Genomic DNA, 25918 nt, shown 5'->3' on the forward strand with positions numbered 1-25918 from the left:
TATGGAAATTTTAAAGAAACCCTTACTTACTGAAAAGGTAACTCAATTAACTGAGAAGCTTAACCGTTATGCTTTTAAAGTTGATCACAGAGCCAACAAAATTCAGATAAAAGGCGCTATTGAAGCTATGTATGGTGTTAACGTTACAGCAGTTAACACAATGAAATATGTAGGTAAACTTAAAACCCGCAACACAAAAGCAGGTGCAGTGTCTGGCCGTGCGGCTACATACAAGAAAGCCATCATCACGCTGAAGGATGGTGAAACAATAGATTTTTACAGCAATATATAATATAAGACATGGCAGTAAAGAGATTTAAACCGGTAACACCGGGTACCCGCTTCAGAATTGATGTATCTAACTCGGACATTACAACAAACGTTCCTGAAAAATCGTTGGTTGTATCAGCCAACACCAGATCAGGCGGACGTAACCACAGCGGTAAAATGACTATGCGCTACCTTGGTGGTGGCCATAAACAAGCATATAGGTTAATTGACTTCAAAAGGAATAAATTTGACATCCCTGCAAAAGTTGCAACTATTGAGTACGATCCAAACAGATCTGCACGTATAGCACTGTTACATTTTGTTGATGGTGAAAAACGATACATGATAGCTCCTGAAGGCTTAACCGTTGGAACTATAGTTGTATCTGGCGAAGGTGCTGCACCAGAGGTTGGTAATACCATGCCTTTGAAAAACATCCCGTTAGGTTCTATCATCCACAATATTGAGTTAAACCCTGGCCAGGGCGGTGTATTAGCACGCAGTGCCGGTACTTATGCTCAGCTATCAGCGCGTGATGGTAAATACGCCATCATCAAATTGCCTTCGGGCGAAACACGTATGATACTGTCAACTTGTTTGGCAACTATCGGTACCGTTTCAAACGGCGAAAAAGCAAACGCTGTGTTAGGTAAAGCTGGCCGCAATCGCTGGTTAGGCCGTCGCCCAAGGGTACGTGGTGTTGCCATGAACCCGGTAGATCACCCTATGGGTGGTGGTGAGGGTAGAGCCTCAGGTGGTCATCCACGTTCACGTAAAGGTTTATTAGCTAAAGGCTACAAAACCCGTGACAAGAAAAAAGGATCAGATCGTTACATCATTGAAAGAAGGAAGAAATAATAATGGCACGTTCAATTAAAAAAGGACCTTACATAGATCATAACCTGGAAAGAAAAGTTCTTACCTTGAATGATGCAAGTAAAAAATCAGTTGTAAAAACATGGTCACGTCGTTCCATGATCTCTCCTGATTTCGTTGGTCATACATTCGCAGTACACAACGGTAATAAATTTATCCCTGTGTACGTAACAGAAAACATGGTTGGTCACAAGTTGGGAGAATTTGCACCAACCCGCACATTCCGCGGTCACGCAGAAAAGAAAAAATAAGGCATGGAAGCAACAACTAAAATCAAAAAGTCTGTATTGATCAGGCAACAGAAAGAAGCGGCTAAACTCGTAGTGGGTGGCTCTTCAGTTGCTAAATTACAGAACTGTCCAACTTCACCACGCAAAATGCGTTTGGTGGTTGATCTGATCCGTGGTGAAAACGTTGAGAAAGCGTTATACATCTTAAAATTTACAAACAAGGAAGCAGCTATACGTGTAGAGAAACTTTTGTTATCAGCCATTAAAAACTGGGAAGCAAAAAACGAAGGCAAACGTGTTGAGGATAGCGCTTTATTTGTTAAAGAAGTATCAGTAGGAGGTGGTCGTCAGTTAAAGAGGTTACGCCCTGCACCACAAGGTAGAGGTTTCCGTATCCGCAAACGTTCTAACCATGTAACTCTTATTGTGGATAGTAAAAACGATAACAACTAATTTGAAATGGGACAAAAAGCACATCCAATAGGTAACAGGTTAGGGATCATCCGCGGTTGGGATTCTAATTGGTTCGGTGGAAATCACTATGCCGACAAATTAGTTGAAGACGAAAAGATCCGCAAGTACTTATCAGCACGTATAAACAAAGGCGGTGTATCTAAAGTAGTTATAGAACGTACTTTAAAACGCATCACCGTAACTATCCATACTGCCCGTCCGGGTATTGTAATAGGTAAAGGCGGCGCCGAGGTTGATAAGATCAAGGAAGAGTTAAAAAAATTAACAAAAAAAGATGTTCAGATCAACATCTTCGAGATAAAACGCCCTGAGCTTGATGCGCAGTTAGTTGCCGAAGGTATTGCTAAACAACTTGAAGCACGTATCTCTTTCCGTCGTGCCATGAAAACTACAATTGCTTCAACCATGAGAATGGGTGCTGAAGGGATTAAAGTGATGACATCAGGCCGTTTAGGTGGCGCTGAGATGGCACGTACCGAGCAATATAAAGAAGGAAGAATCCCTTTGCATACTTTCCGTGCTGATATTGACTATGCTTTGGCAGAAGCCTTAACCACTTACGGTAAAATAGGTGTTAAAGTATGGATCTGTAAAGGTGAAGTTTACGGCAAACGCGATTTATCTCCAAACATTGGTGGTACAAGCAGCGCGAGCGGTAAAGGCGGACGCCCTGAAGGTGGCGCTGGTTTTGGCGGACGTGATAATGCACGTGGCGGCGAAAGAGGCGGCGAGCGCAGAGGCGATCGTAAACCAGGAGGTAACAACGACCGCAGAGGCGGTGGTGGCCGTCCAGGTGGACCAGGTCAAGGTGGTGGTAACCGTCCAGGCGGCCCGGGAAGAAGATAATAATAATTAGAAAAGACATATCCGTGAGGATATAAAAGCTTAATAAAATGCTACAGCCAAAAAGAACGAAGTTCAGAAAGATGCAAAAAGGCAGGATGAAAGGTTTAGCCACTCGTGGTACTGAGCTTTCATTCGGATCTTTCGGTATAAAATCACTCGAAGCAGCTTGGATAACAAGCCGCCAGATCGAGGCTGCACGTATTGCTGTTACACGTTTCATGAAACGTGAAGGCCAGGTGTGGATCAGGATATTCCCTGACAAACCCGTAACCAAAAAACCAGCAGAGGTACGTATGGGTAAAGGTAAAGGTGCTCCCGAGTATTGGGTAGCAGTTGTACGCCCGGGCCGCATGATTTTTGAAGCAGAAGGTGTGCCTTTGGAAATTGCAAAAGAGGCATTACGCCTTGCAGCACAGAAATTACCTGTGCAAACCAGATTTGTAACACGTAGGGATTACGTAGAAGCATAAATAAAAGGTTGAAAAGTTGTAAATGTTGAAAGGTTGTAAAGTTATTGCAACCGCCGATAGGTAACATTAAAACATTTAAACTTTCCAACATTACAACAACTAATAAAGAAAATGAAGAACTCAGAAATTTTAGAGCTTTCAACCGAAGAATTGGCAGCAAGACTGGGCGAGGAAAAATCAACTCTTACTAAACTGAAATTTGCACACGCGGTTTCGGCTATTGAGAACCCAACCCGTATTACAAAAGTACGTAAGGATATTGCTCGTTTAAATACTGAATTAACAAAGCGCAAGGCGGCGTCAGCTTCTGAACAGAATTAATTTTTAAGCGTCGGAAAACAATGGAAAGAAATTTAAGAAAAACACGTACCGGCCTGGTAGTAAGCAATAAGATGGAAAAATCTATTGTGGTTGCTGTAGAGCGGAAGGTGAAGCACCCCATCTATGGTAAGTTTGTTAAGAAAACTACCAAATTTATGGCTCATGACGAAGCAAACACCTGTGGTGTTGGCGATACCGTATTGATTATGGAAACCCGTCCGTTGAGCAAAAACAAAAACTGGAGATTAGTTCAAATTTTAGAGAGGGCTAAATAACATGGTACAACAGGAATCAAGATTAAATGTAGCTGATAACAGCGGTGCTAAAGAAGTTTTAGTAATACGCGTATTAGGTGGTACCGGTAAAAGATATGCCTCAATCGGCGATAAGATCGTAGTTACCGTAAAAAGCGCTATCCCATCGGGTAACGTAAAAAAAGGTACTGTATCTAAAGCCGTAGTGGTAAGAACCAAGAAAGAGATCCGCAGGAAAGATGGTTCATATATCCGCTTTGACGATAACGCAGCCGTTTTGTTAAACAACCAGGATGAGCCAAGGGGCACACGTATTTTCGGCCCTGTTGCCAGAGAATTACGTGAAAAACAATTTATGAAAATTGTATCATTAGCACCGGAGGTATTGTAATATGGAAAGTAAGAAAAACACAAAACCAGCCAAATTAAAGATCCGCAAGGGTGATTTGGTTAAGGTAATTGCCGGTGACTCAAAAGGTTCACAAGGTAAAATAGTTGAAATTATCATTGATAAAAACAGGGCTATTGTTGAAGGTGCCAACCTGGTATCAAAACACACTAAGCCTAATGCAGCCAACCCTAACGGTGGGATTGTAAAGCAGGAAGCTGCTATACACATCTCTAACCTGGCGCTGGTTGAGCCTTCAACAGGTAAAACAACCCGCGTTGGCCGTAAATTAAACGATGCCGGCAAATTGGTTAGAGTATCAAAAAAATCAGGGGAGGAAATTAAGTAATGACTTACATACCAAGATTAAAAACAAAATATAAGGACGAGATTCGCACCGCACTGAAAGACAAATTTCAGTACAAAAGCGTAATGCAGGTTCCTAAATTGCAGAAAATTGCCATTAACCAGGGTGTTGGCGGTGCTACTACCGATAAAAAACTTATCGAGAACACCATCACTGAGCTAACAACCATTACCGGCCAACAGGCAGTTGCTTCAAAATCAAAAAAGGATATCTCTAACTTTAAATTACGTAAAAACATGCCTATCGGCGTTCGTGTAACTTTACGTGATAATACAATGTATGAGTTTTTAGACCGCTTAATTGCTGTTGCCCTGCCACGTATCCGTGACTTTAAAGGTATCAACGATAAAGGTTTTGACGGACGCGGAAACTATACTTTAGGTATATCTGAACAAATCATATTCCCTGAGATCAATATTGACAAGATCAATAAAATCCAAGGTATGGATATTACCTTTGTAACCTCGGCAACTAACGATGTTGAAGCATTGGAGTTACTGAAACAATTTGGTTTACCATTTAAAAATCAAACACCAACTAACAATGGCTAAAGAAGGCGTAAAGGCTCGTGAAGTAAAACGTGCCAAATTAGTAGCAAAATTTGCTGAAAAAAGGGCAGCGTTAAAAGCAGCCGGCGATTATATAGGTTTAGATAAATTACCTAAAGCTTCATCACCGGTAAAATTGCATAACCGTTGTAAATTAACAGGCCGTCCGCGTGGTTACATGCGTCAGTTTGGTATCTCACGTGTAACATTCCGTGATATGGCCTTAGCTGGTAAAATACCGGGTGTTAAAAAAGCAAGCTGGTAATTATCATATAATTCGTAAGCAATTAAGAATTCAAAACATACACTAAATATGTTTTGAATTTTTTGTGTATTTTCGCGGCTCGAATTTTACAAGAAGAATTAAACCGATAGCAGGTCGCCCGGGATGTTACTGGGAGGAAACCACTATCATAAACAACAATAATGAATACAGATCCAATCGCAGATTATCTTACAAGAGTAAGGAATGCTATTAAAGCCAACCATAGGGTTGTTGAAATTCCTGCATCAAATCTGAAAAAGGAAATCACTAAAGTGCTTTTCGAAAAAGGTTACATTGCTAATTACAAGTTTGAGGACAATGGTCCGCAAGGCACTATCAAAGTTGCTTTGAAATACCACCCGATAACTAAGATCCCTGCTATCCGCAGCATTTCTCGTATTAGTAAACCAGGTTTGAGGAAATACGCAGGTATGGACACCATGCCGCGTGTGTTAAATGGTTTAGGTATCGCTATCCTGTCAACTTCTAAAGGTGTAATGACCGATAAAGAAGCGCGTACGCAGAATGTAGGTGGCGAAGTTTTATGCTACGTTTATTAATAGGAGGAAATTAAGCAATGTCAAGAATAGGAAAAGCACCTATTGCATTAACCGGCGGTGTTACCGTTACAGTATCAGCAGATAATGTTGTTACCGTTAAAGGCCCAAAAGGTGAATTGCAACAGGCAGTTGATAGAGATATCATCATTGAGCAAGAAGAGGGTAATTTATTAGTTAAACGCCCGTCTGACCAGAAACGTCACAAAGCGCTGCACGGTTTATACCGCTCGCTTATCAATAACATGGTAGTTGGCGTAACCACAGGTTACAAAGTTGAGCAGGAATTAGTGGGTGTGGGTTACCGCGCAACTAACACCGGCAACACGTTAGATTTAGTGTTGGGTTATTCTCACCACTATGTGTTTCAATTACCACAAGAAATTAAAGTTACAACCACTGCTGAGAAGGGTAAAAACCCAACAATCATCCTGGAATCAAACGATAAACAATTGATCGGTCAGGTAGCGGCAAAAATACGCTCGTTACGTACACCAGAGCCTTACAAAGGTAAAGGTATCAAGTTTGTTGGCGAAGTATTGAGAAGAAAAGCAGGTAAATCAGCATCTAAAAAATAATCGTCATGAAATTATCAAGAAGAGACAGGATTAAAAAAGGCATCAGAAAACGCCTTTCAGGTTCAACAGCACGCCCTCGTCTATCTGTATTCAGAAGCAACAAAGGCATCTATGCACAAATCATTGACGATGTAACAGGAAAAACTATTGTATCTGCTTCATCATTATCAAAAGATTTCGTAGCAAACGGTACAACAAAGTCAGATCAATCGGTAGCTGTAGGTAAATTAGTAGCTGAAAAAGCTATTGCTGCAGGTATTAAAGATGTAGTTTTTGACAGGAATGGTTACCTGTATCATGGCCGTGTTAAATCACTGGCTGAAGGTGCACGTGAAGGTGGTTTAAACTTTTAATCGAAAACGGAAATGTCAACAATCAACATAAAAAGAGTAAAAACCAGCGAGATCGAATTAAAAGATCGCCTGGTGAGCATACAACGTGTAGCCAAAGTAACCAAAGGTGGCCGTACATTCAGCTTTTCTGCCATTGTGGTAGTAGGTGATGAGAACGGTGTTGTAGGTTACGGTTTGGGTAAAGCAAAAGAGGTTACCGAAGCAATTGCAAAAGGTATTGATGATGCTAAAAAGAACTTAGTTAAAGTTCCGATTATCAACAACACTATCCCGCATGAGCAAATTGGTAAATTCTCTGGTGGTTTTGTATTCTTAAAACCAGCTGCAAACGGTACCGGTGTAATAGCCGGTGGTGCGATGCGTGCGGTATTAGAATCTGCCGGTGTACACAATGTATTGGCAAAATCAAAAGGATCATCAAACCCGCACAACGTGGTTAAAGCAACCGTATCTGCATTATCACAATTACGTGATGCAGTTACTGTAGCGCAACAACGCGGTATTAGTTTAGGTAAAGTATTTAACGGATAATCAGTCATGTCGAAAATTAAAATAACACAGATCAAAAGCGTTATCGACAGAAGCGAGCGCCAAAAGAAAACCGTTGAGGCCTTAGGCCTTAAGAAAATTAACCACAGCGTGGAAGTTGAAGCCACTGCGGCTATTATAGGTATGGTTAGAAAAGTTAACCACCTGGTAGCAGTAGAAAATATTTAATATCATGAATTTAAGTAATCTTAAACCTGCAGAAGGTTCTACTAAAAATAGAAAAAGAATTGGCCGTGGTACAGGTTCTGGCCGTGGCGGTACATCAACCCGTGGCCATAAAGGTGCCGGTTCACGTTCAGGTACATCTACCAAGGTAGGTTTTGAAGGTGGCCAGATGCCATTGCAACGCCGTGTGCCTAAGGTTGGTTTTAAAAACCCTAACCGTGTTGAATATACAGGTGTAAACCTTGATGTGTTGCAACAACTGGTTGAGAAATATTCACTGGCAACAGTTGATTTCGATATCTTGAAAGAGCACGGTTTAGCTTCTCGTAACGATTTGGTAAAAATCCTTGGTCGTGGCGAATTAAAAGCTAAATTAGAGGTTAAAGCACACGCATTTACTGCTACTGCACAAAAAGCTATTGAAGCAGCTGGCGGAACTATTGTAAAGTTATAATTTCGATGAAGAAATTTTTCACCACATTATCCAATATCTGGAAAATTGAAGATCTAAGAGTGCGTATTACAAACACACTCTTATTTCTTTTGATATATCGTGTTGGTTCGTTTATTGTTTTGCCGGGTGTAAACGCGGCATCACTTAATAGTACCCAAAACAAAGAAGGCCTTGTAGGGCTGTTAAACATGTTTGCCGGAGGTTCGTTCTCACGTTCGTCTATTTTGGCATTAGGTGTTATGCCTTACATTTCTGCTTCAATTGTGGTGCAGCTGTTGGGTATTGCGGTACCTTACTTCATTAAACTGCAAAAAGAGGGCGAAAGCGGCCGTAACAAAATAAACCAGTGGACACGTTACCTAACTATAGGTATCACAGCGCTACAGGCTATTGGCTATTTAAAATCGCAGGTTACGGCTGATGCTATGCTTATCCCCAACCCATACTTTACAATACTAAATGTTTGCGTATTAACCGCGGGCACTTTATTTGTAATGTGGCTTGGCGAGAAGATCACTGATAAAGGTATCGGTAACGGTATCTCATTGATCATCATGGTGGGTATCATTGCTCAATTGCCACAGGCGTTTATTGTAGAGTTCCAGTCTCGTACAGGTGGTGCAGGTGGTTTAATTACCTTCATTGTTGAGATTGTTGCACTGCTTGGTGTGGTAATGTTTACCATATTGATAGTGCAGGGAACTCGTAAAATTGCTGTGCAATATGCAAAACGTATTGTGGGTAACAAACAATATGGTGGTGTGCGCCAGTATATACCTTTAAAGGTAAATGCTGCGGGTGTAATGCCAATTATATTTGCGCAGGCATTAATGTTTATACCGGCAACAGTTTCGCAGTTTTTCCCTAATGCAACCTCAAACGGTGTGTTAATAGCATTATCAAACCCTAACTCCTGGCAACATAACTTAACGTTTGGTATATTAATTATACTATTCACTTACTTTTATACAGCTATTACAGTTAATCCTAACCAGATGGCTGACGATATGAAAAAGAACGGTGGCTTTATACCGGGTATTAAACCAGGTAAAAGCACGGCTGATTTTATTGACGGGGTAATCTCAAAAATAACTTTACCGGGTTCTATTTTCTTAGCTATTGTTGCTATTATCCCGGCCCTGGCCAGTTTGGTAGGTGTAAGCAGCTTGTTTGCAAGATTTTTTGGTGGAACATCATTGATCATCCTTGTGGGGGTAGTTTTAGATACTTTACAGCAGATAGAGAGCCATTTGTTAATGCGCCATTACGACGGGTTGATGAAAACAGGCAGGATAAAAGGCCGTGCAAGTATCCCTACAGCATCGGGTGCTACCCCGCCAGTTATCTAATTAATACATGTCAAAGATCAATTATAAGTCTGTCGAGGAGATAGAACTCATAAGAGAAAGTTCTTTACTTGTTTCTAAAACACACGCGGAAGTAGCAAAAATTATTGCCCCGGGTGTTACTACAATGGAATTGAATAAACTTGCCGAAACCTTTATCCGTGACAACGGAGGGGTTCCGGCATTTTTAAACTACAACGGCTTCCCTTATTCATTGTGCATATCGCTTAATGACCAGGTGGTACACGGTTTCCCAGGCAAACATGTTTTAGTTGAAGGCGACCTGGTATCGGTTGATTGCGGTGTGATCCTTAACAAATACTTTGGCGACTCGGCATTCACTTATGCTATTGGCGAGGTAGATGAAACTACCAAAACCCTAATGCGCGTTACCAGGGAATGTTTAGACCTTGGTGTTGCGAAAGCAGTAGTAGGTATGCGCATTGGCGATATCGGCTACGCAGTTCAGGAACATGCCGAGAAGCATGGCTTTGGTGTTGTTAAGGAATTGGTTGGCCACGGTGTGGGTATTCGCTTACACGAGAAACCAGAAGTACCAAACTACGGTAAACGTGGATCGGGCATTAAATTAGAGGAAGGGATGGTAATTGCCATTGAGCCGATGATAAATGCAGGCCGTGCTGGTGTTAAGTTTTGGGATGATGGATGGACCGTATCAACGGTTGATAAAAAACCATCGGCACATTATGAGCATACAGTAGCTGTTGGTAAGGGAAAACCAGACATTTTATCGACGTTTGAATACATTGATAAAGTTTTAGAAGAAAAGAATAATAATTAAATAATTTTTATTAATTTTGCATCCCGCTTTCAGGGCGGATAATTAAGTAATAATCAGTAAAATATGGCAAAACAATCCTCGATTGAGCAAGACGGTACAATTCGCGAAGCATTATCAAATGCTATGTTTAGAGTTGAACTTGAAAACGGCCACGAGATTATTGCACACATATCCGGCAAAATGCGTATGCACTATATTAAAATTTTACCTGGCGACAGAGTGAAACTGGAAATGAGCCCATACGATTTAACAAAAGGAAGAATAACCTACAGATATAAATAATAAACGAGATGAAAGTTAGAGCATCCATTAAAAAACGCAGTGTTGATTGCAAGATCATTCGCCGCAACGGGAAACTTTACGTTATAAACAAAAAGAACCCGAAGTTTAAACAACGTCAGGGATAATTAAAGAATTTGTAATAACCCGTACAACGGTGGCCCGCCGTTCGGTATTACGTAAAACAAAAAACAAATATGGCAAGGATTTCCGGTATTGATTTACCAAAAAATAAAAGAGGCGAGATAGGCTTAACCTACATTTACGGTATAGGCCGTACAACCGCTCAAAACATTTTAACTGAAGCAGGTATCGACTTTAACACTAAAGTTCAGGATTGGTCAGATGATCAGTTAACTGCTATTCGTACCATTATCAACGATCAAATTAAAGTTGAAGGTGCACTGCGTTCAGAAGTTCAGCTTAACATCAAACGTTTAATGGATATAGGTTGCTACCGTGGTACCCGTCATCGTAAAGGTTTACCTCTACGTGGCCAGCGGACCAAAAACAACTCACGTACCCGTAAAGGAAAACGTAAAACAGTTGCTAACAAAAAGAAAGCTACTAAATAGTAAATAGTGATTGGTGAGTGGTGAGTAGTGATACATGCCTTTGCCAGGAATACATAAAATTATAAAAACGATTAGTGGGTCCGAGTTAAATCACTAACTCAGTAATTCATTAAATCAATAATTAAGAAAATGGCTAAATCTAAAAAAGTTACCAAAAAGCGTATTGTAGTAGTTGAGTCAGTTGGCGAAGCACACATCAACGCAACTTTTAACAACATCATTATCACCCTTACCAACAAAAACGGACAGGCTATATCATGGTCTTCTGCGGGTAAAATGGGTTTTAAAGGTTCTAAAAAGAACACCCCTTATGCTGCCGGTCAGGCTGCTGCCGATTGCGGTAAAGTTGCTTATGACCTTGGCTTACGTAAGGTAGAGGTGTTTGTTAAAGGCCCGGGTTCTGGCCGCGAGTCTGCTATCCGTACCCTGCAAACAACAGGTATCGAGGTAACAACCATAAAGGACATCACCCCGCTTCCGCACAACGGTTGCCGTCCATCAAAACGTAGAAGAGTTTAATTAATCAAATTTTAAAGCTAAGATTCGGCAGCTGCGGGCTGTTTGATACTTTAAAACACACAAACAATGGCAAGATATACAGGCCCCAAATCAAAAATTGCGCGTAGGTTCCGCGAGCCGATCTTCGGTCCGGATAAAGCGTTAGAGAGAAAAAACTACGGACCAGGTATGCATGGTGCTTCTAAAAGAAGAGGAAAGCAATCTGAGTACGCAGTACAGTTAATGGAAAAACAAAAAGTTAAATACACTTACGGTGTGTTAGAGCGTCAGTTCGAAAACTTATTCCATACTGCTTCTGCTAAAGAAGGTATCACCGGTGAGAATTTGTTAAAATTCTTAGAAGCACGTTTAGATAATGCAGTTTACCGTTTAGGTATTGCTCCTACACGTTCTGGTGCACGCCAGTTAGTAGGCCACAAGCACATTACTGTTAACGGTAGCGTTGTAAACATCGCTTCATACCAACTTAAAGCTGGTGACGTTATTGCAGTACGCGAAAAATCAAAATCACTTGAAAGCATCACTACATCAGTAGCTGGCCGTAAAGTAAATAAATATAGCTGGTTAGAATGGAACGCTGATGAATTATCAGGTAAGTTCTTAAACTATCCAAACCGCGACGAGATCCCTGAGAATATCAAAGAGAACCTAATCGTCGAGTTATACTCAAAATAATAACGATAATTATCCGCGGGATGGTTGGCATACTATGTCAATCATTTTCGTGGTTAAAATCTATTCAAATTAGTTAACAATAAATAAAAGATATAAATGGCAATTTTAGCATTTCAAAAACCAGACAAGGTTATCATGCAGAAATCAAATGATTTTGATGGCACGTTTGAGTTTCGTCCGTTAGAACCAGGCTTCGGTGTAACCATTGGTAATGCTCTGCGTCGTATCTTACTTTCTTCATTAGAAGGTTTTGCTATTACATCTGTTCGTTTTTCGGGTGTAACGCATGAGTTTTCAACTATCAAAGGTGTGGTTGAAGATGTAACCGAGATCATCCTTAACTTAAAACAAGTTCGTTTTAAAAAGATAGGTGAATCGGGCGATAATGAGAAAATATTTGTGATCATTAACGGCCAGGATGCTTTTAAAGCAGGCGATATTACCAAGTTTTCAAACAACTTTGAAGTATTAAACCCTGAGCTGGTTATCTGTAACATGGATTCATCAGTAACGCTTGAAGTTGAGCTTACTGTTGCTAAAGGCCGTGGTTACATCAGCAACGAGGAAAACAAAAATCCTGATGCTAACGTAGGTGTGATAGCTATCGATTCTATCTTTACGCCTATCAAAAATGTAAAATACACTTTAGAGAACTATCGTGTTGAGCAAAAAACAGATTACGAAAAACTGATCCTTGATATTTCTACAGATGGTTCAATTCATCCGGAGGATGCTTTGAAACAAGCTGCGAAAATTCTTATCCAGCACTTCATGCTGTTCTCTGACGAGAACATGATGCTTGAAGCACAGGCTAAAGAAGAAACTAAAGAAGTTGATGAGGAAATCTTACACATGCGTAAGATCCTTAAAACTGAATTGGTTGATCTTGACCTGTCAGTGCGTGCACTTAACTGCTTAAAAGCTGCCGATATCCGCAGCCTTGCAGACTTGGTTTCTTACGACGTTGCTGACATGTTAAAATTCAGGAACTTTGGTAAAAAATCATTAACTGAAATTCAGGACCTGGTTAAATCAAAAGGTTTATCTTTTGGTATGAACCTGTCTAAATTTAAGTTAGACGAAGAATAATTTTATGATTAGAGGTTAGCGATGTTCCGCATCACTAACCTCTTTTTATTTAAATAGAACTTTGGTTGAAGATGATACGGTGACGAATCTTTGACTGCTAATTAACAAGTCACTAAATATCGCGTAATTCCGCGGGCTTGATTTATAAGTCGCCCAACGGTATGCACGTGCCACAACACAAAAACAAATGAGACACGGAAAAAAAGTTAACCACTTAGGTCGTACAGACAGCCACCGCAAAGCGATGTTGGCTAACATGGCTTCTTCGCTTATCCAACACAAGCGTATTACAACAACATTAGCAAAAGCAAAAGCTTTACGCGGTTATGTTGAGCCACTTTTAACTAAATCAAAAAACGATACCACGCACTCACGCCGTACCGTATTTAGCTATTTACAAGACAAAGACACGGTGAACATCCTGTTCCGTGAAGTTGCTGAGAAAATTGCTAACCGCCCGGGTGGTTACACTCGTATCGTTAAGTTAGAGAACCGTTTAGGCGATAACGCTGAAATGGCTATCATCGAGTTAGTTGATTACAACACTGTTTACGGTAAAGATGTTGCTGCTAAAGCTGAGAAAAAATCAACACGTCGCCGTGGTGGTGCTTCAAAAGCAAAAGCTGAAACTGCTGCACCTGTAGCAAAAGAAACTGCAGCGCCTGTTGTAGCCGAAGAAACTGTAGCTGAGGCTCCGGTTGCTGAAGCGGCACCTGCTGTAGAAGAAACTCCTGCAACTGAAGCTCCTGCAGCTGATGATAAGGAAGAAAACGCTGAAAAAGGTGAGTAATTAATTCCTCCCTTAAGCATACTAAAGCCCTGGTTATTTAACCAGGGCTTTTTTTGTTTAACCAGGTTTGTAATGTTTGCCGAATTTTAAAACCCCCGCCTACTTATTGGGTTTAGATAATATACTATTTAAACATAAAATGGCAAACGTAGCAGACCAAATGGTAAAGATGTTGGTGAACGCGGGCATCAAAAGGATATACGCCGTAACAGGCGACAGCTTAAACGAGGTAAATGATGCTGTACGACGCGAAGGCAGCATACAATGGATACACGTACGGCATGAAGAAGCCGGTGCCTATGCAGCAGGTGCAGAGGCCCAGATAACCGGTAACCTTGCCTGTTGTGCGGGCAGCAGCGGCCCGGGCCACGTGCACCTGATAAATGGCTTATATGATGCTCACCGATCTGGCGCACCTGTTATTGCCATAGCATCAACCATTGCCAGTTTTGAGTATGGCACCGAATACTTCCAGGAAACCAACACCATTAAATTATTTGATGATTGCAGTTATTACAACCAGGTGGCTACAACACCTAAACAATTCCCGAGGATGCTGCAGGCAGGCATACAGGCTGCGTTGCATCGTAAGGGGGTATCAGTAATAGGTGTGCCCGGCGACCTCACCAGCATGGATGCGGAGGATATTACTACATCTACCCAAAACTTTGATCCGGTTGCTGTAATAAGGCCATCAAACGATGACCTTGTTAAACTGGCAGCCTTGCTTAACCAGCATAAAAAGATAACGCTGTTTTGTGGGATAGGTGCCGCTGATGCGCATGATGAAGTGGTTGCGTTATCGCAAAAACTTAATGCGCCGGTGGCTTACTCGTTCCGCTCTAAAATGGATATACAGTACGGCAACCCCAATGAAGTTGGCATGACGGGTTTGTTAGGCCTGCCATCGGCCTACCATTGTATGCATGAGAGCGACCTGCTGGTTTTACTGGGAACGGATTTTCCGTATACGCCTTTTATGCCTACCGATTGTAAAATTGTACAGATAGATATTAAGCCCGAACGCATTGGCCGCCGCGCTAAAGTGGATGTGGGTTTAAGCGGATCTGTAAAAGATACCCTTACTGAATTATTACCACAGATTGAGCAGCACGACGACGACAGCTTTTTGCAGGCACAGCTGAAATTTTATGCCCATGTTAAGGATAACATGAAGACGTATGTAAAAGATGCCGGTAAAAAAGAGAACATCCACCCCGAGTATATTGCCAGCCTGATTGATGAACTGGCTACGGATGATGCTATTTTCACGGTAGATACGGGGATGTCGTGCGTTTGGGGTTCGCGCTATATTAATGCTACAGGTAAGCGTAAAATGATAGGCTCTTTTAACCACGGGTCAATGGCTAATGCTATGCCGCAGGCTATTGGCGCTGCTTTGGCCTGCCCCGGCAGGCAGGTGGTGGCTTTATGTGGCGATGGCGGCCTGTCGATGCTATTGGGCGATCTGGCTACTATTACACAATATAACCTCCCCATCAAGATCATCGTATTCAACAATCGATCGTTAGGGATGGTGAAGCTGGAAATGGAAGTTGCCGGCCTGCCCGACTGGCAAACTGATATGCATAACCCCGACTTTGCTATGGTTGCCAAAGCAATGGGTATAAAAGGCATCACCATAAAAGACCCGGATGAAGCAAAACAAGGATTAATTGAAGGATTGATATACAAAGGCCCGGCATTAATAAATATATTTACAGACCCTAACGCTTTAGCCATGCCACCAAAAATTGAATTGGGGCAGATGAAGGGAATGGCTTTATCCATGACCAAACTTATGCTTAACGGGCGTATGGACGAGGTTGTAGATACTATAAAAGCCAACTATAAACATTTAAAAGACCTGATATAATATATGAATATACACAGGCGGCATATTTTGCTGTTGGTACTGTCTGTAATTACACTGGGTTTTATAGTACTTTCCATCATCGTGGCTATATACCCAACACTGGCTATCGACCTTAAATTTTCTGAAGAGATACAGGAGCATCAGAACAAATTTATTGATATGGTAATGTACCTGGTAAGTACGCCGGGTTACATGCCCGAGTCGGTGATATTGGTAACGGTAAGCAGCCTGCTGTTTTTCATGTTTAAATATAAAAAAGCCGCAGTTTTTGTATTGCTTACCAGCCTTTCGGGGTTGGTAAGTACCATAGTAAAAGCTTTGGTTAACCGGCCAAGGCCATCAAAAGATCTGGTACGCATTGTTTTTGAAACTACGCAGCAAAGCTTCCCCAGCGGGCATGTAATGTTTTATGTAGTGTTTTTTGGTTTTTTAATACTGCTGATGGTTCAGTTAGAGCATATCTCTAAAGCTTTTAAATATATCGTTATCGTAATCAGTCTCTTATTTATTTTCACCATACCATTCTCCCGCATATACCTGGGGGCGCATTGGTTTACCGATGTGCTGGGGGGCTTTTTATTAGGGTTGCTTTCGCTTTACCTGTTATCATGGTTATACCTTCGTAAGCGTGCTGGTAAAGAAGAAGCCCCGGTGGCCGAAACGGAATAAATATCTTCCTCTATTTTGGCTAAAGCCATTTTGATCATGTTGTTATCCGCCCCATAAATGGGACGGTAATGAAAGAAAAGGAAATTCATTACCGTTGGCTTTAGCCAACGGATTAATAAAGGGAGCTTGGGCTTTAGCCAAAAGCCGAAATTTTTATTGACTGATAATTTTCTGTAATTTCAAATCATAAAACCCTGAACGTTAAAGTCATGACCACAAGCCTATCCAGCAAACAGCGGGTGCAATCTATTGATATATTACGCGGCGTAATTATGCTGATAATGGCGATAGACCATACGCGCGAGTATTTCCATATAGGTGCCGTTACAAGCGACCCAACAAATCTTGCTACAACTACACCGCTGCTGTTCTTTACCCGTTGGATAACCCACTTTTGCGCGCCTGCATTTGTTTTTTTAAGCGGCCTCTCGGCATACCTGGCCGGCACGCGCCGAACAAAAGGCGGGTTAAGCGGGTTTTTGATAAAACGAGGGGTATGGCTGGTGTTTGTAGAGGTTGCCCTTATTACATTAGCCTTATCCCTTAATCCGCTTTATAACGCCATAGCTTTGCAGGTAATATGGGCTATAGGTGTAAGTATGATATTGCTGGGCTTACTGGTGCGGTTACCGGCTCGAGTAATTGGACTAATAGGAATATTAATAATTGTGGGCCATGATCTGCTTAATAACATAAAGCTACCGCCAAACGGCACCGAAGATGTGTTAATGAAACTGTTTTTTACCGCCCGTGGTACCGTTTTCTTTTTAGACAAAACTCACGCGGTGTTTGCCCTTTACGCGGTTATACCATGGACGGGTGTAATGTTACTGGGTTATGCTTTTGGTGGTTTATATCAGGCTAAATACAGGCCTGTTAACAGAAAGGTACTATTGATATATGCATCGCTGTTGCTATTCCTGGTATTTATGGCCTTGCGCCTGGTTAACGCTTATGGCGATCCTGCGCCATGGTCGGTACAAAAAAACGGGCTGTTTACTTTTATGTCGTTTTTAAATGTAAGCAAGTACCCGCCTTCGCTGATGTATACATGCCTTACTTTATCAGCGGCTTTATTAGTATTGGCATTAACAGAAAACTCGGCCGGGAAACTGGCGGGGTTTTTCAAGGTATATGGCAGCGTGCCTTTCTTTTATTACGTGTGCCATTTTTATTTGATCCGCACCTTAACCGTTATTGTTTTCTTTTTGCAGGCATTTAAGCCCTCGCAGATCATTACGCCAAACAGCCCTTTTTTGTTTGCGCCCCCGGGGTTTGGGTTTAACATAGGCATAGTTTACTTAATATGGCTGGCTATCATCCTGTCACTTTATTACCCATGTAAGTGGTTCTCTAATTATAAGAAAACCCATAAACAATGGTGGCTTAGCTATTTGTAACCATTAAGCTTTAATGTACTGCTGAATAACCTGCTGTAACTGGTTAGCCTGCATTACACCGCTTTTTCGCCATTTGCTTTGCCCGTTTTGGAAAACCATTAGCGTGGGCACGCTTTGTACACGGTAAGCACTGGCAGCCGCAGGGTTTTTGTCTATATCTATTTTGATGATGGTAACCTTATCACCAAGTGCATCTTTAACCTGTTTTAAAATAGGGGGCATCATTTTACACGGCCCGCACCACTCTGCCGAAAAATCAACTAACACGGGTTTGTCTGATGCTATAATCTCCTGGAAGTTTGCCATTGGTTTATCTCCTTTTAATAATAACTATAAATGTGAGAATACGTTTTTACAGATTGATCATTTGTATGCAATTTATGGTTACGTATCTATGGCACATATTCATTTGGTTATTGCTACAAAGCGGTAGTTCCTACGGGACATCTTTAAATATCTATTATCATTGCCGTTGACTTTAGTCAACGGAATATAGCACAAAATGATATGGGCTTTAGCCACATTCCGTATTAAGCTAAAGCCGGATAAGGCAATTTGTTATCCCGTCCTTACAGCATGCCCCATCGGGTTACCGCTTTGTAGAAGAAGATAGAAGATTATTTGCTCCGCGGGAGCTACCCTTTAGCGTCTTTACCTCAAACAAACCTTAATGCAATATCTTCTTCCGCTCGGGTTGCAAAATGTGGCTATCCTGCAGCCAGTCGGCCAAACGCTGCGGCCAGTTATTAATGGATACCAGCTTACGGTTGGTACCCATGTTAAAGGCATGATCTCCTTTGGCGTACATATGCATCTCTACCGGTACTTTAGCTTCGCGGTAGCGCTGTAAAAGCTGGATGATAGGCAACGAGCAGCAGGCATCATCATTAGCGGCTACTAAAAAAGCAGGTGGCGCATCTGCCGGGATGGTTTCGGGCACAAAGCCCGGGCCGGGATATACCTGTACAATAAAGTTGGGTTTGGCGCTGGCGCGGTCTACCGGGTCGGTGGCCTTTGGGTCGCCTTTCCAGCCACTAAAAGCAACCATATCCACTACCTCGCCGCCGGCCGAAAACCCCATCATACCAATACGGTTGGTATCGATATTAAACTCGGCCGCCCTGCTGCGCACCAAACGCATGGCGCGGTAAGCATCCTGTTTGGGATGTACATCAACCTTATATGGTGACAACGTATCCCTGCCTAACCGGTATTTTAGTATAAAAACGGTTACGCCTAAATTATTATAAAATTTAGCAGGTGCCACACCTTCGGCATTATAAACCAGTAAACGGTGCCCACCACCGGGGCAAATTATCACAGCCGCGCCATTGGCCTTATCGGCGGGGGGCATGTAAACCGTTAAAGATGGGTTATGGATATTTTTTACCCAGTAATCTTTGGCCTGTTCCGGCTCGTTACGGCGGTCCTCAAAACCGGGTGCGCCTTTTGCCCATAGTGGTATAACCGTTTGGGCCTGCGTTGCAAAGCTGCACAGCATCAGCATAAATAGAATTTTGCAGGGCGATACCGTTTTCTTCATACAAGTAAATTTACATTTATTTACTCATAAAACGTTTCCACCATTCCGAATTATAAGGACCGCTCACTTCAGTAGGTTTACCCGGCTCGGGCATAAATAGTTTGATGTCTTTTTCTTTTGCGAAGTTCACCAGCCTTTCACCGGGCTCATACCAGGCGTGCGGGGCAAGGCTAAAAGTGGCCCAATGGATCGGCATCATCACATCTCCTTTAAGTGCCAGGTGCGCGTTTGTGGCATGATCAGGGCCCATGTGTATATCCGGCCAGTATTTGCCATAAGCGCCAATCTCCAGCATAGTCAGGTCGAAAGGGCCGAAGGCTTCACCTATCTCTGCAAAACCCGGAAACCAACCCGAATCGGCACCAAAAAAGATGTTATGCTGCGGGCCTTTTATGACAAAAGACGCCCATAGGGTTTCGTTGCGGTTTATAATACCCCTACCCGAGAAATGCCTGGAAGGTGTAGCAGTGATATTGCAATTGCCTATCATTACACTATCACCCCAGTCAACCTCATGGGTATAGTTTTTTAGTATGCCCCAATCCTCCAGGTATTTGCAAGCACCCATAGGGGTGATAAAGGGGATGTGCTTACCCGCAAAAAACTTAATTGTGGCCTTATCCATATGGTCGTAATGATCATGCGATACGATAACCGCATCCAGTTGGGGTAGGTCTTCCAGCGCTATAGGGGGCTGGAAAAACCTTTTAGGGCCAAACGCCTGCGAAAATGAAACCCGCTGGCTCCAAACCGGATCTGTTAAAATACGGATACCATCAATCTCTATCAGCAGGCTGCTATGGCCAACCCAGGTAATGCGTAAACCGCTTGCCGGTGGCGTTTTGTAAATGGAAGTATCTGTTTTGAACGGCCCTAAGGCGATCTTTGGAACGTTTTCGGCCTTGTTATTCATGTATTCCCTCAGGATAGGGATCATTTTGCCAAAACCGGCATCTTCAGTAGGTATAGGGTTTAAAAATTTGCGTCCTTTTTTTTGTGCTCCGGCTAAACTCATGAACAATTATAAAACTTTGTATTTAAATATGTTATAATAACGGTAAAACCTTGCTTAAAGATGATCAAACAAGCTTTAGTTCTTAAAGAAACTGATAGCGGCGTCGCAGAAAGCCAAAAGTTGCACAGGCAAATCCGGTAATTCATAAGGCTGGCTCGCGTTAAAAGTATGGTCGGCACCCGGGATAACCAGAAACGCAGCAGCCGGTTGCGCGGCATGTAACTGTTCGGCATGGCTTAATGGTACGCTGGTATCAGCATCGCCATGAATAATTAGCCACGGTTGTTTTATTGCAGCCGCTTTAAGCGGGATGTGTAAACGGGCAACATTATCGTCCAGATCTTTTAACAACGACGATTTATAAGGCATATTTTGGCCTGTACTCGAGTTTTTCATGTACATTACCCCTTGTAAGCGCCATTGCTGCTCGGCCTGTTTTGGCCAAAGGTTATGAAAACTCGATAAGGCCGCCATAGTAACCAGTTTGGTAATGCGCTTATCTTCGGCTGTTTTGATGATGCCTATGCCACCGCCCATACTATGGCCGATAAGATAAACGCTATTTACCCGGGGGATGGCCGACCCGCCGCAGGCAAAATCAATTACCGATTTAAGGTCTTCAAGTTCGATGGTGAAAGTGTTATCGCTAAATGCTATCAGGTCGGCAAATTCTGTAGGGTTATCTGCCGTAGTACCGTTATGCGAAAAGTTGAATTTCAAAAAGCGGAAGCCATTCTCTGCAAAATATCTGGCAACTAGGTTATGTGCGCCCCAATCTTTGAACCCCCTGATGCCATGGGCGAAAATTACCAGCGGCGCGTAAGGGAGCAGGGTATCGTACGTAATATCGGCTGTCATCCCGCGGCCTTTTGCCCCGGGGATGGTGTAATTTTGCTTGACGATCATAGCCCGAAAATTACGGCTTTTGATGCAAAAAGCAGCAAGCCTAAATAGTAATGCCGCTTTATATTTTTACTCACCCCGACTGAGCTTCGCTTGTCGACCCTCTCTGCTTCGCAAAGAGGGTGAGGAGAAAAGCAAAAACCCTCTTTCCGCGCAGCGAAGAGAGGGTGGTCGGGCTAAGCAAAGACCGGGTGAGTGGAATGTTGAATAGGTAGGTTAGCGAATTTTACTCACCCCGACTGAGCTTCGCTTGTCGACCCCCTCTGCTTCGCAAAGAGGGTGAGAAGAAAAGCAAAAAACCTCTTTCCGCGCAGCGAAGAGAGGGTGGTCGGGCTAAGCAAAGACCGGGTGAGTGGAATGTTGAATAGGTAGGTTAGCGAATTTTACTCACCCCGACTGAGCTTCGCTTGTCGACCCCCTCTGCTTCGCAAAGAGGGTGAGAAGAAAAGCAAAAAACCTCTTTCCGCGCAGCGAAGAGGGGGTGGTCGGGCTAAGCAAAGACCGGGTGAGTGGAATGTTGAATAGGTAGGTTAGCGAATTTTACTCACCCCGACTGAGCTTCGCTTGTCGACCCTCTCTGCTTCACAAAGAGGGTGAGGAGAAAAGCAAAAACCCTCTTTCCGCGCAGCGAAGAGAGGGTGGTCGGGCGAAGCAAAGACCGGGTGAGTAGGATGGCGAATAGGTAAGTTAGCGATTACTCGCAAACAACCGCCGGTACAGGTTCTTGTTCAATTATTTCTTCGGTTGCTTTCTTGCCGGCCTTTTGTGTTTTGGTAACTATAAAGCTTAGTCCGTATGCTAGTAACAATAAGGGTACAGACATCCAGATTATTTCATGAACGCCATATTTTGCTATAACAAAGCCACCCAGGAAGGCCCCCAGTGAGATGCCGATATTGTAACATGACGTGAGCAGGCTATTTACAAATTCTAAGGCATTATGTGGTACACTTTGGGTGGTGCGTATGTTAGGTACTAAAAACCCGCCGGTGTGTATCATCCCCCAAAAAGAAACAATGATGATCATGGGTATAAAAATGCCTCCAAAATAATACGCTAATACTTGAACTCCGATCAGGAGCATAAAAAATGCGCGGCTGGCCAGCATTACATTTTTACCCAGGGCAATACCCATTAGCCAATTACCGGCTATACCCATACCGCCAAACAAAAGCAGCATAATACTGATCTGAGCACCGTCCATATGCGATATTTTTTCGAGGTAAGCAGCCAGATAGCTATAGCTTGAAAACATAGCGGCGAGTGTAAGAACTGTTGAAACAAGGTTAAGCCATAGTTTCGGTTCTCTTAAAACATGTAACTGGCTTTCTGCAGTTTTCTCTTTATTACCCGGCATAGATGGCACGAAAAGTAGTAAACCCAAAAAGGCAACCGAGCTTATTAGGCTGGTAAGGAAAAAGGATGCCTGCCAGTTGTGGAAAAAATCGGCTGCGTAGGTGGTTAGCGGTACACCCAATACCGTGGCGATGCTAAGCCCCGTCATTACCACAGAAACGGCTTTGGCGCCACCCTGTTTAAATGCTACTGCCAAAGAGATATTCCAAAATAAAGGGTGGAAAAATGCCGGTAATATCCTGGCTATCATCAGCACTGTAAAGTTTGGCGAAAAAGCCGATAGCAGGTTTGATAGTATAAACACCCCCAGTACCAGGCACAGCAAAAACTTGCGGTTCAATTTTGTGGTAAGTGCAGTTATAAATGGCGACGATATAGCAACGGTGAGTGCAAAAGCGCTTAACAGCCAACCCGCCGTATCAATAGATACCCGGAATTCGCGGCTAATGGTGGGTAAAATTCCAATAACCCCAAACTCGGTAGTAATGATGCCGAAAGCGCCGAGGGCAAGTATGTAAATTGATCTTTTCATGTAGTTTTAATATTCAAATATTTAAATATTTCGATATATTTAGGTGTAGATTTATGTGATTTTAATAAAGCGATCCTAATCTTTCAGATCGTTCAAACAGTCTATGTAGTCGTTAAGTACTTGCTGGTTCAGCACGTATTTAAGGTTGCGGCCTTCTTTTTTGGGCAACAACAGTTCAGCATCAACCAGTTGTTTTAGGTGATGCGAAACTGAAGGCTGGGTAAGATCAAGCAGATCGTTAACCTCGGCGCAGTAAAGGCAGTCCTTCTTTTTTTTAAACTCCTGTAAAATAGCTATCCGGCTGGTATCGCTCAGTGCACGGGATATTTTCTCTATTTTTTTGTTGTCCATTATTTAGGGCCGATCAATTTTAGTGTCTGATCAACCAACGATACAAAGGTAAAAGTTATTATTGATATATAGAAATGTGTCTATGTGTTTTATTGTCACTACAGGTTAAATTTTCTTGCCATTAAAAGTAATCCCATACAGGTCAGTACGTCTGTCCTTTAAATTTTGCACGCTGCCGTATTCATGCAACTCGCCTAGGGTAGATAGGTCAACATCTGCAATTACGATCATCTCACTGTTCGGGGTCGCTTCAGATTGTATGCCGTTTGTAGGGAACCCAAAATCAGACGGAGTAAACACCGCCGATTGCGCATAGGAAATATCCATATTGTTTACGTTTGGCAGGTTACCTACGCAACCGGCAATAGCTACGTAACACTCGTTTTCAACCGCGCGGGCCTGGGCGCAAAACTTAACCCGGTTGTAGCCATTCTGCGTATCGGTAAGGAAAGGCACAAACAAGATCTGCATATCCTGGCCGGCCAGTATACGACCCAGTTCCGGAAACTCCACATCATAACATATCAGGATGCCTATGCGGCCTGCATCGGTTTCAAAAACCTTCAGGTCGTTGCCGCCGCGCATCCCCCATGAGTTGATCTCGGATGGGGTGGGGTGCAGCTTTACGCTTTCTTCCATGCTGCCGTTACGCCTGAACAGGTAGGATACATTGTAAAGTGAATCATCCTTTATAACAGGCATACTGCCCGATATAATATTTACATTGTATGATACGGCCAGCTTGGTAAACGCTTCGGTGATGGGTTCGGTAAATTTGGCCAGCTCACGCATGGCCTTGGCCGCATCCATGTGGTTATACTCGGCCATCAGCGGGGTGTTGAACAGTTCGGGAAACAATATAAAATCCGACTGGTAATCGCTTACGGCATCCACAAAGTATTCGGCATGCTTCATTAACTCGCTAATGTTGTTGTATGGCCGCATTTGCCATTGCACCAACCCGATCCGTACCACAGTTTTTTGGTTAATTACCGTGCTTATTTCTTCGTAATAAACGTTATTCCATTCTATCAGCGTGGCAAAACCTTTTGAACGGGCATCTTCGGGCAGGTAATTGCGTAGTATTTTACGTACGTGGAAATCATTTGACAATTGGAACGAAAGCGTAGGGTCGAAGATCTCTTTATATTTTACTTTATCAATATACTGGCGGGGAGTAAGGTCGTTTTGATATTTTTGATAGTTAGGGATGCGCCCACCGGCTATTATGCTCTTCAGGTTCAGTTTTTCGCAAAGCGCTTTACGGGCATCGTATAAACGGCGTGCAAGACGTAAGCCCCTATACTTTGGATGTATAAATACCTCAATGCCGTATAAAACATCACCTTTATCGGTATGTGTTTTGAAACTGCCGTCGCCGGTAATTTGTTTGTAGGTATGGTTATCGCCAAACTTGCTGTAATCAACAATAATGGATAGTGCGCAGCCAACAACTTCGCCATTCACGGTAACACAAACCTGCCCATCGGGGAAAAGTTTAATGAGCTTCCTGATAGATGCGGCGTCCCAATGGTCGTCATCCATATCCAGGTAAGCCGATTTCATTGATTTTTTTAGTTCCTGGTAATCCTGTACTTCCAGGGTACGTAGTTCGATACTTTGCAGATCCATTTTTCTGTAACCCTGTTAGGGCAAGAATGTTTGTTTGCAGCCTGAAGTCTTTAGTCCAAAATCGGATTTTATATAAGTGCCCATACTTAATACTTATTACTAAATACTCTCGACTTAGAATGCCACCACGCCCAAAGTATCAATACCGGTTGCAACAATAACCTTATCCATGCAATAGTTGGTGTAACCCATAAATCTCCAACCTTTAAGGGTGCATCCGTAAGCATGGTGATATGCACAGGTAAAAAGGCGATAAGCATTAATATAATGCCGTATGAAGCAACCTTGCGCGTTTTTGGCCGTATCAACAATAACGCGAACAAGATCTCGAAGAAACCGGCCAGTATATTTAGTAAAACCGGGTAAGGCAAATAGGAAGGGATAATGCGATAATAGCCTTGTGGATGGATAAAATGATTGGTCCCGGCAGCGAGGTATCCAATCACCAAAATACCAAGGCTGACATTTTTTAAAATTCGCATTTTTGATTGTTTAATCGATTGATTAATAAAGAATATTGTAAAAATATGGCTTTTTATTGAAGAAAACACATTATTTATAATCATTCTAAATCCGTCTGTTTGACATATCCTTGACATTG

The 25918-nt window shown here is 42.5% G+C and carries 38 protein-coding genes; 30 read left to right on the forward strand and 8 right to left on the reverse strand.

Annotated features, from left to right (window positions below; translation table 11 throughout):
- The first annotated feature begins 1 nt into the window (after position 1).
- The 30 genes from rplW to IDJ75_RS12405 all read left to right on the forward strand — a co-directional run bounded on the left by rplW (position 2) and on the right by IDJ75_RS12405 (position 17985).
- Positions 2 to 292, forward strand: coding sequence for a 50S ribosomal protein L23 (gene rplW, locus IDJ75_RS12260; protein ID WP_067059752.1), 291 nt, complete (start codon positions 2 to 4; stop codon positions 290 to 292).
- Between the two features lie 8 nt (positions 293 to 300).
- Positions 301 to 1128 (forward strand): 50S ribosomal protein L2, encoded by an 828-nt coding sequence (gene rplB / locus IDJ75_RS12265; protein ID WP_191175904.1) that lies wholly within the window; start codon positions 301 to 303, stop codon positions 1126 to 1128.
- A 2-nt stretch (positions 1129 to 1130) separates the two neighbouring features.
- A complete protein-coding gene (gene rpsS, locus IDJ75_RS12270) occupies positions 1131 to 1397 on the forward strand; it encodes a 30S ribosomal protein S19 (RefSeq protein WP_067059750.1) in 267 nt (88 codons plus the stop codon).
- 3 nt (positions 1398 to 1400) lie between these two features.
- Positions 1401 to 1829 carry a 50S ribosomal protein L22 gene (gene rplV, locus IDJ75_RS12275; protein WP_067059749.1) on the forward strand — a complete coding sequence of 143 codons (429 nt, stop codon included), beginning with the start codon at positions 1401 to 1403 and terminating at the stop codon, positions 1827 to 1829.
- A 6-nt stretch (positions 1830 to 1835) separates the two neighbouring features.
- Entirely contained in the window at positions 1836 to 2696 is an 861-nt protein-coding gene (rpsC, locus tag IDJ75_RS12280; protein ID WP_191175905.1) for a 30S ribosomal protein S3, read from the forward strand.
- A gap of 47 nt (positions 2697 to 2743) precedes the next feature.
- Entirely contained in the window at positions 2744 to 3166 is a 423-nt protein-coding gene (gene rplP, locus IDJ75_RS12285; protein ID WP_067059747.1) for a 50S ribosomal protein L16, read from the forward strand.
- Between the two features lie 111 nt (positions 3167 to 3277).
- Positions 3278 to 3487 carry a 50S ribosomal protein L29 gene (rpmC, locus tag IDJ75_RS12290; RefSeq protein ID WP_067059746.1) on the forward strand — a complete coding sequence of 70 codons (210 nt, stop codon included), beginning with the start codon at positions 3278 to 3280 and terminating at the stop codon, positions 3485 to 3487.
- A gap of 20 nt (positions 3488 to 3507) precedes the next feature.
- Positions 3508 to 3762: a 30S ribosomal protein S17 gene (gene rpsQ / locus IDJ75_RS12295; RefSeq protein WP_129876199.1), complete on the forward strand. Its 255-nt coding sequence runs from the start codon at positions 3508 to 3510 to the stop codon at positions 3760 to 3762.
- Position 3763: 1 nt separating this feature from the next.
- Positions 3764 to 4132, forward strand: coding sequence for a 50S ribosomal protein L14 (rplN, locus tag IDJ75_RS12300; protein WP_067059744.1), 369 nt, complete (start codon positions 3764 to 3766; stop codon positions 4130 to 4132).
- Position 4133: 1 nt separating this feature from the next.
- Positions 4134 to 4478, forward strand: a complete 345-nt coding sequence (gene rplX / locus IDJ75_RS12305; RefSeq protein ID WP_067059743.1) for a 50S ribosomal protein L24 — start codon at positions 4134 to 4136, stop codon at positions 4476 to 4478.
- Complete coding sequence (gene rplE / locus IDJ75_RS12310) at positions 4478 to 5047, forward strand: 50S ribosomal protein L5 (protein WP_224746572.1); 570 nt, start codon at positions 4478 to 4480, stop codon at positions 5045 to 5047. Before rplX ends, rplE begins: the two co-directional genes overlap by 1 nt.
- Positions 5040 to 5309, forward strand: coding sequence for a 30S ribosomal protein S14 (rpsN, locus tag IDJ75_RS12315; protein WP_067059741.1), 270 nt, complete (start codon positions 5040 to 5042; stop codon positions 5307 to 5309). The genes rplE and rpsN overlap by 8 nt, the downstream gene beginning before the upstream one ends.
- A gap of 161 nt (positions 5310 to 5470) precedes the next feature.
- The gene (gene rpsH / locus IDJ75_RS12320; protein ID WP_191175906.1) at positions 5471 to 5869 is read left to right on the forward strand and encodes a 30S ribosomal protein S8; all 399 of its coding nucleotides are present in this window, start codon (positions 5471 to 5473) and stop codon (positions 5867 to 5869) included.
- Between the two features lie 17 nt (positions 5870 to 5886).
- Complete coding sequence (gene rplF / locus IDJ75_RS12325) at positions 5887 to 6444, forward strand: 50S ribosomal protein L6 (RefSeq protein ID WP_191175907.1); 558 nt, start codon at positions 5887 to 5889, stop codon at positions 6442 to 6444.
- Between the two features lie 5 nt (positions 6445 to 6449).
- Complete coding sequence (rplR, locus tag IDJ75_RS12330; RefSeq protein WP_191175908.1) at positions 6450 to 6797, forward strand: 50S ribosomal protein L18; 348 nt, start codon at positions 6450 to 6452, stop codon at positions 6795 to 6797.
- 12 nt (positions 6798 to 6809) lie between these two features.
- The gene (gene rpsE, locus IDJ75_RS12335; RefSeq protein WP_138806717.1) at positions 6810 to 7328 is read left to right on the forward strand and encodes a 30S ribosomal protein S5; all 519 of its coding nucleotides are present in this window, start codon (positions 6810 to 6812) and stop codon (positions 7326 to 7328) included.
- A gap of 6 nt (positions 7329 to 7334) precedes the next feature.
- Positions 7335 to 7514: a 50S ribosomal protein L30 gene (gene rpmD, locus IDJ75_RS12340; protein WP_067059736.1), complete on the forward strand. Its 180-nt coding sequence runs from the start codon at positions 7335 to 7337 to the stop codon at positions 7512 to 7514.
- 4 nt (positions 7515 to 7518) lie between these two features.
- Entirely contained in the window at positions 7519 to 7965 is a 447-nt protein-coding gene (rplO, locus tag IDJ75_RS12345; RefSeq protein ID WP_067059735.1) for a 50S ribosomal protein L15, read from the forward strand.
- Positions 7966 to 7970: 5 nt separating this feature from the next.
- Positions 7971 to 9314, forward strand: coding sequence for a preprotein translocase subunit SecY (secY, locus tag IDJ75_RS12350; RefSeq protein ID WP_191175909.1), 1344 nt, complete (start codon positions 7971 to 7973; stop codon positions 9312 to 9314).
- A gap of 7 nt (positions 9315 to 9321) precedes the next feature.
- Entirely contained in the window at positions 9322 to 10113 is a 792-nt protein-coding gene (gene map / locus IDJ75_RS12355; protein ID WP_191175910.1) for a type I methionyl aminopeptidase, read from the forward strand.
- Positions 10114 to 10176: 63 nt separating this feature from the next.
- Entirely contained in the window at positions 10177 to 10395 is a 219-nt protein-coding gene (gene infA, locus IDJ75_RS12360; RefSeq protein WP_022833270.1) for a translation initiation factor IF-1, read from the forward strand.
- Positions 10396 to 10403: 8 nt separating this feature from the next.
- The gene (gene rpmJ / locus IDJ75_RS12365; RefSeq protein ID WP_082855993.1) at positions 10404 to 10520 is read left to right on the forward strand and encodes a 50S ribosomal protein L36; all 117 of its coding nucleotides are present in this window, start codon (positions 10404 to 10406) and stop codon (positions 10518 to 10520) included.
- 69 nt (positions 10521 to 10589) lie between these two features.
- A complete protein-coding gene (gene rpsM, locus IDJ75_RS12370) occupies positions 10590 to 10967 on the forward strand; it encodes a 30S ribosomal protein S13 (protein WP_121245926.1) in 378 nt (125 codons plus the stop codon).
- 129 nt (positions 10968 to 11096) lie between these two features.
- Positions 11097 to 11486: a 30S ribosomal protein S11 gene (gene rpsK / locus IDJ75_RS12375; protein WP_191175911.1), complete on the forward strand. Its 390-nt coding sequence runs from the start codon at positions 11097 to 11099 to the stop codon at positions 11484 to 11486.
- Positions 11487 to 11552: 66 nt separating this feature from the next.
- Complete coding sequence (gene rpsD / locus IDJ75_RS12380; protein ID WP_121245928.1) at positions 11553 to 12161, forward strand: 30S ribosomal protein S4; 609 nt, start codon at positions 11553 to 11555, stop codon at positions 12159 to 12161.
- Between the two features lie 96 nt (positions 12162 to 12257).
- The gene (locus IDJ75_RS12385) at positions 12258 to 13250 is read left to right on the forward strand and encodes a DNA-directed RNA polymerase subunit alpha (RefSeq protein WP_191175912.1); all 993 of its coding nucleotides are present in this window, start codon (positions 12258 to 12260) and stop codon (positions 13248 to 13250) included.
- Between the two features lie 187 nt (positions 13251 to 13437).
- Complete coding sequence (rplQ, locus tag IDJ75_RS12390; protein ID WP_191175913.1) at positions 13438 to 14040, forward strand: 50S ribosomal protein L17; 603 nt, start codon at positions 13438 to 13440, stop codon at positions 14038 to 14040.
- 139 nt (positions 14041 to 14179) lie between these two features.
- Positions 14180 to 15916, forward strand: coding sequence for a thiamine pyrophosphate-dependent enzyme (locus IDJ75_RS12395; protein ID WP_191175914.1), 1737 nt, complete (start codon positions 14180 to 14182; stop codon positions 15914 to 15916).
- A gap of 3 nt (positions 15917 to 15919) precedes the next feature.
- Positions 15920 to 16585, forward strand: a complete 666-nt coding sequence (locus IDJ75_RS12400) for a phosphatase PAP2 family protein (RefSeq protein ID WP_191175915.1) — start codon at positions 15920 to 15922, stop codon at positions 16583 to 16585.
- A gap of 209 nt (positions 16586 to 16794) precedes the next feature.
- Positions 16795 to 17985 (forward strand): DUF1624 domain-containing protein, encoded by a 1191-nt coding sequence (locus IDJ75_RS12405; RefSeq protein ID WP_191175916.1) that lies wholly within the window; start codon positions 16795 to 16797, stop codon positions 17983 to 17985.
- Between the two features lie 3 nt (positions 17986 to 17988).
- Here the strand turns inward: IDJ75_RS12405 and trxA are convergent, their stop codons facing one another.
- The 8 genes from trxA to IDJ75_RS12445 all read right to left on the reverse strand — a co-directional run bounded on the left by trxA (position 17989) and on the right by IDJ75_RS12445 (position 25799).
- A complete protein-coding gene (gene trxA / locus IDJ75_RS12410; protein WP_191175917.1) occupies positions 17989 to 18291 on the reverse strand; it encodes a thioredoxin in 303 nt (100 codons plus the stop codon).
- A gap of 361 nt (positions 18292 to 18652) precedes the next feature.
- Entirely contained in the window at positions 18653 to 19528 is an 876-nt protein-coding gene (locus tag IDJ75_RS12415) for an alpha/beta hydrolase (RefSeq protein WP_191175918.1), read from the reverse strand.
- Between the two features lie 16 nt (positions 19529 to 19544).
- On the reverse strand, positions 19545 to 20543 hold the full coding sequence (locus IDJ75_RS12420; protein ID WP_191175919.1) for an MBL fold metallo-hydrolase: 999 nt from the start codon (positions 20541 to 20543) through the stop codon (positions 19545 to 19547).
- 75 nt (positions 20544 to 20618) lie between these two features.
- The gene (locus IDJ75_RS12425) at positions 20619 to 21449 is read right to left on the reverse strand and encodes an alpha/beta hydrolase (RefSeq protein ID WP_191175920.1); all 831 of its coding nucleotides are present in this window, start codon (positions 21447 to 21449) and stop codon (positions 20619 to 20621) included.
- A gap of 691 nt (positions 21450 to 22140) precedes the next feature.
- Positions 22141 to 23334, reverse strand: coding sequence for an MFS transporter (locus IDJ75_RS12430; protein WP_191175921.1), 1194 nt, complete (start codon positions 23332 to 23334; stop codon positions 22141 to 22143).
- Positions 23335 to 23409: 75 nt separating this feature from the next.
- Positions 23410 to 23685 carry an ArsR/SmtB family transcription factor gene (locus tag IDJ75_RS12435; protein ID WP_191175922.1) on the reverse strand — a complete coding sequence of 92 codons (276 nt, stop codon included), beginning with the start codon at positions 23683 to 23685 and terminating at the stop codon, positions 23410 to 23412.
- A 105-nt stretch (positions 23686 to 23790) separates the two neighbouring features.
- Positions 23791 to 25317, reverse strand: coding sequence for a carbon-nitrogen hydrolase family protein (locus IDJ75_RS12440; RefSeq protein ID WP_191175923.1), 1527 nt, complete (start codon positions 25315 to 25317; stop codon positions 23791 to 23793).
- Between the two features lie 86 nt (positions 25318 to 25403).
- On the reverse strand, positions 25404 to 25799 hold the full coding sequence (locus IDJ75_RS12445) for a DoxX family protein (RefSeq protein WP_191175924.1): 396 nt from the start codon (positions 25797 to 25799) through the stop codon (positions 25404 to 25406).
- Positions 25800 to 25918 lie beyond the last annotated feature (119 nt).

Origin of the sequence: Mucilaginibacter rigui (assembly GCF_014773275.1) — a bacterium.
Classification (GTDB): domain Bacteria; phylum Bacteroidota; class Bacteroidia; order Sphingobacteriales; family Sphingobacteriaceae; genus Mucilaginibacter; species Mucilaginibacter rigui_A.